This is a genomic window from Vibrio spartinae (assembly GCF_024347135.1).
GTDB classification, from domain to species: Bacteria; Pseudomonadota; Gammaproteobacteria; order Enterobacterales; family Vibrionaceae; genus Vibrio; species Vibrio spartinae.
The window spans coordinates 2,299,146-2,314,789 of record NZ_AP024907.1; the positions used below are offsets into that span (position 1 = coordinate 2,299,146).

A 15,644-nucleotide genomic window follows, 5' to 3' on the forward strand; every position below is an offset into this window, starting at 1 on the left:
TTAACCGTGATACTTCACCGAGAACTCATGATCATTAATAATCACAGCAATGGTGCTACTTGCATCAAAACTGGAATCATGGCCAAAATCGGCAACATTCACATCGTTGATATTCAGGTGAGTTTGTCCATGCTCAGACGTCACTTCAACATGTTGATCCAGATATTGTTGAATTGCATCACTATTCTGGTTATCTAATACATCAGCTAACAGATTAGATAAGTCAATTGCATCCTCAGAGCTATCGAAATCCTGAATTTTATCAACAGAAGATGAGTCCAGAACAAACAGGTCTTGACCCGCACCACCAACCAGTAGATCAGAGCCATCCGCATGATTGTCACGTGACCCACCAATCAAAACATCATTACCTGCACCACCGGAGAGATAATCATCCCCCTGACCACCAATCAAGATATCATCACCGACACTACCAGAGAGATAATCATCACCCCGACCACCAATCAGAATATCATTGCCATCCCGGCCATATAGATGATCATCACCGCGTCCGCCCTCGAGCAGATCGCCCTCACCACCATAACTACTGACAATGGTATCATCACCATTTCCGCCGTTTAACCAATCGGCACCACCGAGTCCACCATCAATCCAGTCGTCACCGTCATGGCCATCAATATGATCATTGTCGGGTGAGCCGACTAAGTGATTGCTGTGATTGTCACCATCAGTTTGCCAATAATGGTCGGCTGCAAATTGGTCGATTCGCTCCTCATACCCTGCTGCCATTGCCTCATGGTCAGTGATCACATCAACAGAACCGGCTGCGGTTACATCACCATTCACTGTCGGATAAGCATCACTACCCAGTACGGAATAATCTCCAGTAGCACCATCAGTCACATCAGCCAACGACACCGTTAATTGATGGGCACCACCCTGATCCCAATAGATAATTTCAACCGTCTGATAGCCAGAGCCATCCACGGTAAAGGTAAATGTATCGGTTGTCTCAGACTGAATACCGTCATATGCAGCGACAACGACGCCATTAATCTTAACCTGATAACCGTCATCAGCGGTGACTTTGATTGAATAAGTGCCACTATCAAGTGCAACACCACCTGTTAAACGAACAACAGCATCTGATGAATTTTCCTTATCGTTGAAAACCACAGAGCTATCATCACCGGTGTCTTCCAACCACTCTTCGAGATTGGTGCGACCATTCAACCAGTAGGATGCATCATATCCCCCTAAGTCATGCGCAAATAAATCACTCTGATAATTGACTTGGGTCGAGGTAAATTCAGCATTCGGATCCTGATTCTGGATAATCCCCAATGCATCAGCAAGACTATCGACATTATTCCAGTGATTAGACCAATCTTCCTGATAATTATAAAACTCACCATGAAGACCTGAGCTCAACGGTGCGGCAGAACTCCCAGATACCTCAAAGTTCAGTGAACTGGTGGCACTATCGCCATCATGATCCGTGACCACATAGTTAAATGAGTCAGTTGCCGTTGTCCCTTCATCCAACGCCGCCTGCGCATCTTCATTGACGTCATAGGTATAATGACCATCAGCATAAACAGTGAGCGTGCCATATTCCCCATGGATCACAGTGGCACCGTTATTCTCTGTGCCCGATTCCCACACCACTGAAGCCATGCCGTCGGCACCGGCATCATAATCGACCATCCCTGTAACGATTTGGTCAGGCTGAGAATCCGGATGAGAGTTCAGGCTCGCAACGAGCGTATAAGTTTCGGTGTCACCTTCTTCTGTCACGACCGTTTTCGAAATCGTACCGTCGTCATTCTTAAAGCCTTCAATATCCAATCGATACATGACACCATCGATCTCGACATCAACGTAATCCGTCGTCACCGTAATTGAGTCACCATCCGCACCCGTATTATTTGAGGTTTCGTCATGGTCAACATTCAAATTTACTGTAACCGACTGAGTCACACCATTAATTGTCACCTGGGTAACAATTGTTAATACCGTACTATCCAGTGTCGATTCATTGCTCAATACCGAACCATTGTGATGAACTAAGGTCGCCAGTGCAAATGGCTGCCCCTCAGTATAATCATGCGAACCTTGCTGTGATGACACTTGATATGAAGAATAACTACTATCCCACGGCCCCGAGGTTCCCCAAGCAACGCTTGAATCCGTTTGTTGAGTATGCCAGTTACCATTATCGAAAACAGAGTTGCCCAATGACACGGTCGTCCCAGCAACGGAAAAATTAAAGGGGCCATCATCGGCTTCAACCACAACGTCTGTCGTATGGGAATCGGGTGAATCATCTTCAATCGAGACTTGAACGGATTGGGTTGAAACGGTTTGACCATCATCTGCAGAGATACCGAAATCAACTTGAAGTGAATCTTCACCTGCTGAGTCAGGATGATCAACCGAACCTTGCATATCAACCGTATACGAATAGTCGCCATCTCCCTGATCGGAAAGGCTAATCGTCATCACGGTTTCACCATTTGCCTGACCAATCAAAGAACCATCTTCCAGCAACGTCCAGATGATCGCGATACCATGGCTATATAATGCCGTTGTTGGCGCAACAAGTGACAATGTCACAGAAGAAGAGTCCGAATCGGAGACAGAAAAAGCTCCTGAAGCTTGTCTGGCATTTGTTGTATCACGACTACCAGTCGTATCAGGATTCCCCTGCGCTAAACCTTCTTCAGAAATCGAGACCTGTTTTGCCGAATCTTCCAAAGCAATGACAGGCTCATCATTGGTACCAGTGATATCAATCTCGATTTGCTGTGTGGTGCCGTCACTTGCGGTCAGGGTGATGGTATCGGTCACCTGCTCCCCATCCGCCAGGGACTGCGCTTTGCTTTGATCTAAGGTATAAGTCCATTGGCCATCGACCAGTGTCAGGCTACCGTAAACCCCACTAACCGTGGTATCGGCAAACACCGGATTATCGTTTGCATCCGCATCCGTAATCTCGATGGTGCCACTCACCTGCGTCACATCACCGATATCACCTTCGGTCACCGCGCCGGTGAAGGTTCCGGTCACCTCGGGTGTATCATCGGTGCCGGTCACCGTAATCGTCAGTGTGGTGGTATCCGTCGCGCCACGATCATCGGTCACGGTGATTGGCACTTCAATTACCTGTTTTTCACCCGCAGCCAACGCATCATAACCGGAGGCATCAAAGCTGTAGTCACCATCGGCATTTAAAGTCAAACCAGGGACAGATGATTCAGTGCTAAACGTTAAATTGGCGTTATCGGGCAAGTCCACATCGCTCGCCGTGAGACTGCCACTAATGGTCGCATCTTCGGCCACCGTACCCGTGGCGGCTTGTGCCTCCGGCGCATCATTGGTGCCCACTACTCTAATGGTCAATGTGGTCGTACCCGTCGCACCGAGATCATCGGTGACCGTGACCGGCACTTTGATCACCTGTATCTCACCCGCAGCCAACGCATCATAGCTGGAAGCATCAAAACTGTAAGTACCATCAGCATTGAACGTCAAGCCTGCCACATTCGACTCGATACTAAACGTCAGACTCGCGTCATCCGGTAAATCGACATCAGTGGCGATGATGCGACCAGTAATCGCGTCATCTTCCGCCACTATCCCCGCAGCTGTATTCACCACCGGTGCATCATTGGTCCCGGTCACCGTAATTGTCAGTGTGGTGCCCGTCTCCGCACCGCGATCATCGGTGACCGTGACAGGCACTTTAATTACCTGAGTCTCACCTGCCGCTAAAGCGTCATAATCGGAGGCATCAAAACTATACGTGCCATCAGCATTGAGCGTCAGGCCTAACACATTCGATTCGGTGCTATACGTCAGACTGGCGTCATCCGGTAAGTCCACATCGGTTGCCATAATACTGCCAGTAATGGTGGCATCTTCAGTCACCGCGTTCGTCGCTGCCTGTGCCATCGGCGCATCATTGGTCCCCACCACCATAATGGTCAGCGTCGTGGTATCCGTCGCACCCCGATCATCGGTCACGGTGATTGGTACTTCAATCACCTGTTTCTCACCCGCAGCCAACGCATCATAGCTAGACGCATCAAAGCTATAACTGCCATCCGCATTAAGCGTCAGGCCGGTAACATTTGATTCGGTGCTAAACACCAGATTTTGACCGTCGGGTAAATCGACATCTGTGGCAATAATGCGACCAGTAATCGTGGTATCTTCCGCCACAATTCCCACCGCTGCATGAGCTTGCGGCGCATCATTGGTGCCGGTCACCGTAATCGTCAATGTGGTAGTATCCGTCGCCCCCTGATCATCAGTGACCGTCACCGGCACTTCAATCACTTGCGTCTCGCCTGCCGACAATTGGTCATAACCGGACGCATCAAAACTATACGTGCCATCGGCATTGAAGGTCAGCCCGGGGACGGTTGAGTCCGTGCTATACGTCAGACTGGCGTTATCCGGTAAATCGACATCGCTCGCCGTGAGACTGCCGCTAATCGTGGCATCTTCAGTCACCGCGTTCGTCGCTGCCTGTGCTACCGGCGCATCGTTAGTGCCGGTGATCTCAATTTGAATTTGCTGTGTGGTGCCGTCGCTCGCAGTCAGGGTAATAGTATCGGTGGCCTGCTCCCCATCCGCCAGTGATTGGGCTTTACTTTGATCTAAGGTGTAGGTCCATTTGCCATCGGCCAGTGTCAGACTGCCGTAAGCTCCACTGACCGTGGTATCAGCAAACACTGGTGTATCACCGGCATCTGCATCGGTGATCGCGATGGTGCCATTCACCTGTGCTACATCACCGACATCCCCTTCGGTCACCTGACCAGTCAAGGTCCCGGTCACCACCGGGGCATCATCCGAACCGGTTACCGTAATGGTCAGTGTCGTCGTATCGGTCGCGCCACGATCATCGGTCACAGTGATTGGCACTTCAATCACCTGTTGTTCACCCGCAGCCAACGCATCATAGCTAGACGCATCAAAGCTATAACTGCCATCCGCATTGAGCGTCAGACCGGTAACATTCGATTCGGTGCTAAATACCAGATTTTGACCATCTGGTAAATCGACATCGGTCGCCGTGAGGCTGCCGGTAATAGAGGCATCTTCGGCCACAATTCCCACCGCGGCTTGTGCCTCCGGTGCATCATTGGTCCCGGTCACCGTAATTGTCAATGTGGTGGTACTGCTCGCATTGTGATCATCCGTCACCGTCACCGGTACTTCTATCACTTGCGTCTCACCTGCCGACAATTGGTCATAACCGGACGCATCAAAACTATACGTGCCATCGGCATTGAAGGTCAGACCGGACACCGTTGAGTCCGTGCTATACGTCAGACTGGCGTTATCCGGTAAATCGACATCGCTCGCCGTGAGGCTGCCGCTAATCGTGGCATTTTCAGTCACCGAGTTCGTCGCTGCCTGTGCCACCGGCGCATCGTTAGTGCCGGTGATCTCAATTTGAATTTGCTGTGTGGTGCCGTCGCTCGCAGTCAGGGTAATAGTATCGGTGGCCTGCTCCCCATCCGCCAGTGATTGGGTTTTACTTTGATCTAGGGTGTAGGTCCATTTGCCATCGGCCAGTGTCAGACTGCCGTAAGCTCCACTGACTGTGGTATCAGCAAACACTGGCGTATCACCGGCATCCGCATCGGTGATCGCGATGGTGCCATTCACCTGTGCCACATCACCGACATCCCCTTCGGTCACCTGACCAGTCAAGGTCCCGGTCACCACCGGGGCATCATCCGTACCGGTTACCGTAATGGTCAGTGTCGTCGTATCCGTCGCGCCACGATCATCGGTCACCGTGATCGGCACTTCAATCACTTGCGTCTCGCCTGCCGACAATTGGTCATAGCCGGAGGCATCAAAGCTATAACTACCATCCGCATTGAGCGTCAGACCGGTAACATTCGATTCGGTGCTAAACACCAGATTTTGACCATCTGGTAAATCGACATCGGTGGCGGTGAGACTGCCGGTAATAGAGGCGTCTTCGGCCACAATTCCCACCGCGGCTTGTGCCTCCGGTGCATCATTGGTACCCACGACCGTAATGGTCAGTGTCGTCGTATCCGTCGCACCCTGATCATCGGTCACAGTGATCGGCACTTCAATCACCTGTTGTTCACCCGCAGCCAACGCATCATAACCGGAGGCATCAAAGCTATAACTGCCATCCGCATTAAGCGTCAGACCGGTAACATTCGATTCGGTGCTAAACACCAAATTTTGACCATCTGGTAAATCGACATCGGTGGCGGTGAGGCTGCCGGTAATAGAGGCGTCTTCGGCCACAATTCCCACCGCGGCCTTCGCCTCCGGTGCATCGTTAGTGCCGGTGATCTCAATTTGAATTTGCTGTGTGGTGCCGTCGCTCGCAGTCAGGGTAATAGTATCGGTGGCCTGCTCCCCATCCGCCAGTGATTGGGCTTTACTTTGATCTAAGGTGTAGGTCCATTTGCCATCGGCCAGTGTCAGACTGCCGTAAGCTCCACTGACTGTGGTATCAGCAAACACTGGTGTATCACCGGCATCTGCATCGGTGATCGCGATGGTGCCATTCACCTGTGCCACATCACCGACATCCCCTTCGGTCACCTGACCAGTCAAGGTCCCGGTCACCACCGGGGCATCATCCGTACCGGTTACCGTAATGGTCAGTGTCGTCGTATCCGTCGCGCCACGATCATCGGTCACAGTGATCGGCACTTCAATCACTTGCGTCTCGCCTGCCGACAATTGGTCATAGCCGGAGGCATCAAAGCTATAACTGCCATCCGCATTGAGCGTCAGACCGGTAACATTCGATTCGGTGCTAAACACCAAATTTTGACCATCTGGTAAGTCCACATCGGTCGCGGTGAGGCTGCCAGTAATAGAGGCGTCTTCGGCCACAATTCCCACCGCGGCCTGCGCCTCCGGTGCATCATTGGTCCCGGTCACCGTAATTGTCAATGTGGTGGTACTGCTCGCATTGTGATCATCCGTCACCGTCACCGGCACTTCTATCACTTGCGTCTCACCTGCCGACAATTGGTCATAACCGGACGCATCAAAACTATACGTGCCATCGGCATTGAAGGTCAGACCGGGCACGGTTGAGTCCGTGCTATACGTCAGACTGGCGTTATCCGGTAAATCGACATCGCTCGCCGTGAGGCTGCCGCTAATCGTGGCATCTTCAGTCACCGCGTTCGTCGCTGCCTGTGCCACCGGCGCATCGTTAGTGCCGGTGATCTCAATTTGAATTTGCTGTGTGGTGCCGTCGCTCGCAGTCAGGGTAATAGTATCGGTGGCCTGCTCCCCATCCGCCAGTGATTGGGTTTTACTTTGATCTAGGGTGTAGGTCCATTTGCCATCGGCCAGTGTCAGACTGCCGTAAGCTCCACTGACCGTGGTATCAGCAAACACTGGTGTATCACCGGCATCTGCATCGGTGATCGCGATGGTGCCATTCACCTGTGCTACATCACCGACATCCCCTTCGGTCACCTGACCAGTCAAGGTCCCGGTCACCACTGGGGCATCATCCGTACCGGTTACCGTAATGGTCAGTGTCGTCGTATCGGTCGCGCCACGATCATCAGTCACCGTGATCGGCACTTCAATCACTTGCGTCTCGCCTGCCGACAATTGGTCATAGCCGGAGGCATCAAAGCTATAACTACCATCCGCATTGAGCGTCAGACCGGTAACATTCGATTCGGTGCTAAACACCAGATTTTGACCATCTGGTAAATCGACATCGGTGGCGGTGAGGCTGCCGGTAATAGAGGCGTCTTCGGCCACAATTCCCACCGCGGCTTGTGCCTCCGGTGCATCATTGGTACCCACGACCGTAATGGTCAGTGTCGTTGTATCCGTCGCACCCTGATCATCGGTCACGGTGATTGGCACTTCAATCACCTGTTGTTCACCCGCAGCCAACGCATCATAGCTAGACGCATCAAAGCTATAACTGCCATCCGCATTGAGCGTCAGACCGGTAACATTCGATTCGGTGCTAAATACCAGATTTTGACCATCTGGTAAATCGACATCGGTCGCCGTGAGGCTGCCGGTAATAGAGGCATCTTCGGCCACAATTCCCACCGCGGCCTGCGCCTCCGGTGCATCATTGGTGCCGGTCACCGTAATGGTCAGTGTCGTGGTATCCGTCGCACCCCGATCATCGGTCACGGTGATTGGTACTTCAATTACCTGTTTTTCACCCGCAGCCAACGCATCATAACCGGAGGCATCAAAGCTATAACTGCCATCCGCATTGAGCGTCAGACCGGTAACATTCGATTCGGTGCTAAACACCAAATTTTGACCATCTGGTAAATCGACATCGGTGGCGGAGAGACTGCCGGTAATAGAGGCGTCTTCGGCCACAATTCCCACCGCAGCCTGCGCCTCCGGTGCATCATTGGTGCCGGTCACCGTAATTGTCAATGTGGTGGTACTGCTCGCATTGTGATCATCCGTCACCGTCACCGGCACTTCTATCACTTGCGTCTCACCGGCCGACAGTTGGTCATAACCGGACGCATCAAAACTATACGTGCCATCGGCATTGAAGGTCAGACCAGGCACGGTTGAGTCCGTGCTATACGTCAGACTGGCGTTATCCGGTAAATCGACATCGCTCGCCGTGAGGCTGCCGCTAATCGTGGCATTTTCAGTCACCGCGTTCGTCGCTGCCTGTGCCACCGGCGCATCGTTAGTGCCGGTGATCTCAATTTGAATTTGCTGTGTGGTGCCGTCGCTCGCAGTCAGGGTAATAGTATCGGTCACCTGCTCCCCATCCGCCAGTGACTGCGCTTTACTTTGATCTAAGGTGTAGGTCCATTTACCATCGGCCAGTGTCAGACTGCCGTAAGCTCCACTGACCGTGGTATCAGCAAACACTGGTGTATCACCGACATCTGCATCGGTGATCGCGATGGTGCCACTCACCTGAGCTACATCACCGACATCCCCTTCGGTCACCTGACCAGTCAAGGTCCCGGTCACCACTGGGGCATCATCCGTACCGGTTACCGTAATGGTCAGTGTCGTCGTATCGGTCACGCCACGATCATCAGTCACCGTGATCGGCACTTCAATCACCTGTTGTTCACCCGCAGCCAACGCATCATAACCGGAGGCATCAAAGCTATAACTGCCATCCGCATTGAGCGTCAGACCGGTAACATTCGATTCGGTGCTAAACACCAGATTTTGACCATCTGGTAAGTCCACATCGGTGGCGGTGAGGCTGCCAGTAATAGAGGCATCTTCGGCCACAATTCCCACCGCGGCTTGTGCCTCCGGTGCATCATTGGTACCCACGACCGTAATGGTCAGTGTCGTCGTATCCGTCGCACCCTGATCATCGGTCACAGTGATCGGCACTTCAATCACTTGCGTCTCACCTGCCGACAATTGGTCATAACCGGACGCATCAAAACTATACGTGCCATCGGCATTGAAGGTCAGACCGGGCACGGTTGAGTCCGTGCTATACGTCAGACTGGCGTTATCCGGTAAATCGACATCGCTCGCCGTGAGACTGCCGGTAATAGAGGCATCTTCAGTCACCGAGTTCGTCGCTGCCTGTGCCACCGGCGCATCGTTAGTGCCGGTGATCTCAATTTGAATTTGCTGTGTGGTGCCGTCGCTCGCAGTCAGGGTAATAGTATCGGTGGCCTGCTCCCCATCCGCCAGTGATTGGGCTTTACTTTGATCTAAGGTGTAGGTCCATTTGCCATCGGCCAATGTCAGACTGCCGTAAGCTCCACTGACCGTGGTATCAGCAAACACTGGCGTATCACCGGCATCCGCATCGGTGATCGCGATGGTACCACTCACTTGTGCCACATCACCGATATCCCCTTCGGTCACCTGACCTGTCAAGGTCCCGGTCACCACCGGGGCATCATCCGTACCGGTTACCGTAATGGTCAGTGTCGTCGTATCGGTCGCGCCACGATCATCGGTCACGGTGATCGGCACTTCAATCACTTGCGTCTCGCCTGCCGACAATTGGTCATAGCCGGAGGCATCAAAGCTATAACTACCATCCGCATTGAGCGTCAGACCGGTAACATTCGATTCGGTGCTAAACACCAAATTTTGACCATCTGGTAAATCAACATCGGTGGCGGTGAGACTGCCGGTAATAGAGGCGTCTTCGGCCACAATTCCCACCGCGGCCTTCGCCTCCGGTGCATCGTTAGTACCGGTGATCTCAATTTGAATTTGCTGTGTGGTGCCGTCGCTCGCAGTCAGGGTAATAGTATCGGTGGCCTGCTCCCCATCCGCCAGTGATTGGGTTTTACTTTGATCTAAGGTGTAGGTCCATTTGCCATCGGCCAGTGTCAGACTGCCGTAAGCTCCACTGACCGTGGTATCAGCAAACACTGGCGTATCACCGGCATCTGCATCGGTGATCGCGATGGTGCCATTCACCTGTGCTACATCACCGACATCCCCTTCGGTCACCTGACCAGTCAAGGTCCCGGTCACCACCGGGGCATCATCCGTACCGGTTACCGTAATGGTCAGTGTCGTCGTATCGGTCGCGCCACGATCATCAGTCACCGTGATCGGCACTTCAATCACTTGCGTCTCGCCTGCCGACAATTGGTCATAGCCGGAGGCATCAAAGCTATAACTGCCATCCGCATTGAGCGTCAGACCGGTAACATTCGATTCGGTGCTAAATACCAGATTTTGACCATCAGGTAAATCCACATCGGTCGCCGTGAGACTGCCAGTAATAGAGGCGTCTTCGGCCACAATTCCCACCGCGGCTTGTGCCTCCGGTGCATCATTGGTCCCGGTCACCGTAATTGTCAATGTGGTGGTACTGCTCGCATTGTGATCATCGGTCACCGTCACCGGTACTTCTATCACTTGCGTCTCACCGGCCGACAATTGGTCATAACCGGACGCATCAAAACTATACGTGCCATCGGCATTGAAGGTCAGACCAGGCACGGTTGAGTCCGTGCTATACGTCAGACTGGCGTTATCCGGTAAATCGACATCGCTCGCCGTGAGACTGCCGCTAATCGTGGCATCTTCAGTCACCGAGTTCGTCGCTGCCTGTGCTACCGGCGCATCGTTAGTGCCGGTGATCTCAATTTGAATTTGCTGTGTGGTGCCGTCGCTCGCAGTCAGGGTAATAGTATCGGTCACCTGCTCCCCATCCGCCAGTGACTGCGCTTTACTTTGATCTAAGGTGTAGGTCCATTTACCATCGGCCAGTGTCAGACTGCCGTAAGCTCCACTGACCGTGGTATCAGCAAACACTGGTGTATCACTGGCATCTGCATCGGTGATCGCGATGGTGCCACTCACCTGAGCTACATCACCGACATCCCCTTCGGTCACCTGACCAGTCAAGGTCCCGGTCACCACTGGGGCATCATCCGTACCGGTTACCGTAATGGTCAGTGTCGTCGTATCGGTCACGCCACGATCATCAGTCACCGTGATCGGCACTTCAATCACCTGTTGTTCACCCGCAGCCAACGCATCATAACCGGAGGCATCAAAGCTATAACTGCCATCCGCATTGAGCGTCAGACCGGTAACATTCGATTCGGTGCTAAACACCAGATTTTGACCATCTGGTAAGTCCACATCGGTGGCGGTGAGGCTGCCAGTAATAGAGGCATCTTCGGCCACAATTCCCACCGCGGCTTGTGCCTCCGGTGCATCATTGGTACCCACGACCGTAATGGTCAGTGTCGTCGTATCCGTCGCACCCTGATCATCGGTCACAGTGATCGGCACTTCAATCACTTGCGTCTCACCTGCCGACAATTGGTCATAACCGGACGCATCAAAACTATACGTGCCATCGGCATTGAAGGTCAGACCGGGCACGGTTGAGTCCGTGCTATACGTCAGACTGGCGTTATCCGGTAAATCGACATCGCTCGCCGTGAGACTGCCGGTAATAGAGGCATCTTCAGTCACCGAGTTCGTCGCTGCCTGTGCCACCGGCGCATCGTTAGTGCCGGTGATCTCAATTTGAATTTGCTGTGTGGTGCCGTCGCTCGCAGTCAGGGTAATAGTATCGGTGGCCTGCTCCCCATCCGCCAGTGATTGGGTTTTACTTTGATCTAGGGTGTAGGTCCATTTGCCATCGGCCAGTGTCAGACTGCCGTAAGCTCCACTGACTGTGGTATCAGCAAACACTGGCGTATCACCGGCATCTGCATCGGTGATCGCGATGGTGCCATTCACCTGTGCCACATCACCGACATCCCCTTCGGTCACCTGACCAGTCAAGGTCCCGGTCACCACCGGGGCATCATCCGTACCGGTTACCGTAATGGTCAGTGTCGTCGTATCCGTCGCGCCACGATCATCGGTCACCGTGATCGGCACTTCAATCACTTGCGTCTCGCCTGCCGACAATTGGTCATAGCCGGAGGCATCAAAGCTATAACTACCATCCGCATTGAGCGTCAGACCGGTAACATTCGATTCGGTGCTAAACACCAAATTTTGACCATCTGGTAAATCAACATCGGTGGCGGTGAGACTGCCGGTAATAGAGGCGTCTTCGGCCACAATTCCCACCGCGGCCTTCGCCTCCGGTGCATCGTTAGTACCGGTGATCTCAATTTGAATTTGCTGTGTGGTGCCGTCGCTCGCAGTCAGGGTAATAGTATCGGTGGCCTGCTCCCCATCCGCCAGTGATTGGGTTTTACTTTGATCTAAGGTGTAGGTCCATTTGCCATCGGCCAGTGTCAGACTGCCGTAAGCTCCACTGACCGTGGTATCAGCAAACACTGGCGTATCACCGGCATCTGCATCGGTGATCGCGATGGTGCCATTCACCTGTGCTACATCACCGACATCCCCTTCGGTCACCTGACCAGTCAAGGTCCCGGTCACCACCGGGGCATCATCCGTACCGGTTACCGTAATGGTCAGTGTCGTCGTATCGGTCGCGCCACGATCATCAGTCACCGTGATCGGCACTTCAATCACTTGCGTCTCGCCTGCCGACAATTGGTCATAGCCGGAGGCATCAAAGCTATAACTGCCATCCGCATTGAGCGTCAGACCGGTAACATTCGATTCGGTGCTAAATACCAGATTTTGACCATCAGGTAAATCCACATCGGTCGCCGTGAGACTGCCAGTAATAGAGGCGTCTTCGGCCACAATTCCCACCGCGGCTTGTGCCTCCGGTGCATCATTGGTCCCGGTCACCGTAATTGTCAATGTGGTGGTACTGCTCGCATTGTGATCATCGGTCACCGTCACCGGTACTTCTATCACTTGCGTCTCACCGGCCGACAATTGGTCATAACCGGACGCATCAAAACTATACGTGCCATCGGCATTGAAGGTCAGACCAGGCACGGTTGAGTCCGTGCTATACGTCAGACTGGCGTTATCCGGTAAATCGACATCGCTCGCCGTGAGACTGCCGCTAATCGTGGCATCTTCAGTCACCGAGTTCGTCGCTGCCTGTGCTACCGGCGCATCGTTAGTGCCGGTGATCTCAATTTGAATTTGCTGTGTGGTGCCGTCGCTCGCAGTCAGGGTAATAGTATCGGTGGCCTGCTCCCCATCCGCCAGTGATTGGGCTTTACTTTGATCTAAGGTGTAGGTCCATTTGCCATCGGCCAGTGTCAGACTGCCGTAAGCTCCACTGACCGTGGTATCAGCAAACACTGGTGTATCACCGGCATCTGCATCGGTGATCGCGATGGTGCCATTCACCTGTGCTACATCACCGACATCCCCTTCGGTCACCTGACCAGTCAAGGTCCCGGTCACCACCGGGGCATCATCCGAACCGGTTACCGTAATGGTCAGTGTCGTCGTATCGGTCGCGCCACGATCATCGGTCACAGTGATCGGCACTTCAATCACTTGCGTCTCGCCTGCCGACAATTGGTCATAGCCGGAGGCATCAAAGCTATAACTGCCATCCGCATTGAAGGTCAAACCAGGGACAGATGATTCAGTGCTAAACGTTAAATTGGCGTTATCCGGTAAGTCGACATCGCTCGCCGTGAGACTGCCACTAATGATCGCATCTTCGGTCACCGCACCCGTGGCGGCTTGTGCCTCCGGTGCATCATTGGTACCCACGACCGTAATGGTCAGTGTCGTTGTATCCGTCGCACCCTGATCATCGGTCACGGTGATTGGCACTTCAATCACCTGTTGTTCACCCGCAGCCAACGCATCATAGCTAGACGCATCAAAGCTATAACTGCCATCCGCATTGAGCGTCAGACCGGTAACATTCGATTCGGTGCTAAACACCAAATTTTGACCATCTGGTAAATCAACATCGGTGGCGGTGAGACTGCCGGTAATAGAGGCGTCTTCGGCCACAATTCCCACCTCGGCCTGCGCCTCCGGTGCATCATTGGTCCCAGTTACCGTAATTGTCAGTGTCGTCGTATCGGTCGCGCCACGATCATCGGTCACGGTGATTGGCACTTCAATTACCTGTTTTTCACCCGCAGCCAACGCACCATAGCCGGACGCATCAAAACTGTAGCTACCATCGGCGTTTAAGGTTAAACCAGAGACAGATGATTCAGTGCTAAACGTTAAATTGGCGTTATCGGGCAAGTCCACATCGGTGGCGGTGAGACTGCCGGTAATAGAGGCGTCTTCGGCCACAATTCCCACCGCGGCTTGTGCCTCCGGTGCATCATTGGTCCCGGTCACCGTAATTGTCAATGTGGTGGTACTGCTCGCATTGTGATCATCCGTCACCGTCACCGGTACTTCTATCACTTGCGTCTCACCTGCCGACAATTGGTCATAACCGGACGCATCAAAACTATACGTGCCATCGGCATTGAAGGTCAGACCAGGCACGGTTGAGTCCGTGCTATACGTCAGACTGGCGTTATCCGGTAAGTCGACATCGCTCGCGGTGAGACTGCCAGTAATAGAGGCGTCTTCGGTCACCGCGTTCGTCGCGGCTTGTGCCACCGGCGCATCGTTAGTGCCAGTGATCTCAATTTGAATTTGCTGTGTGGTGCCGTCGCTCGCAGTCAGGGTGATGGTATCGGTGACCTGCTCCCCATCCGCCAGTGACTGCGCTTTACTTTGATCTAAGGTGTAGGTCCATTTGCCATCGGCCAGTGTCAGACTGCCGTAAGCTCCACTGACCGTGGTATCAGCAAACACTGGTGTATCACTGGCATCTGCATCGGTGATCGCGATGGTGCCACTCACCTGTGCTACATCACCGACATCCCCTTCGGTCACCTGACCTGTCAAGGTCCCGGTCACCACCGGGGCATCATCCGTACCGGTCACCGTAATGGTCAGTGTCGTGGTATCCGTCGCACCCTGATCATCGGTCACGGTGATTGGCACTTCAATCACCTGTTGTTCACCCGCAGCCAACGCATCATAACCGGAGGCATCAAAGCTATAACTGCCATCCGCATTGAGCGTCAGACCGGTAACATTCGACTCGGTGCTAAACACCAGATTTTGACCATCAGGTAAATCGACATCGGTGGCGGTGAGACTGCCGGTAATAGAGGCGTCTTCGGCCACAATTCCCACCGCGGCTTGTGCCTCCGGTGCATCATTGGTCCCGGTCACCGTAATGGTCAGTGTCGTCGTATCCGTCGCACCCCGATCATCGGTCACGGTGATTGGCACTTCTATCACCTGTTGTTCACCCGCAGCCAACGCAT

At 53.3% G+C, this 15,644-nt stretch carries 1 protein-coding gene (only partly in view); it reads right to left on the bottom strand.

Features of this window, described 5'->3' with window-relative positions:
• Positions 1–15,644 carry the 3' portion of a VCBS domain-containing protein gene (locus tag OCU60_RS10125; protein WP_261854721.1) on the bottom strand. 13,213 nt of this gene lie beyond the right edge of the window, so only the last 15,644 of its 28,857 coding nucleotides appear in the window; the start codon falls outside the window, past its right edge — the gene reads right to left on this strand; the stop codon is at positions 1–3.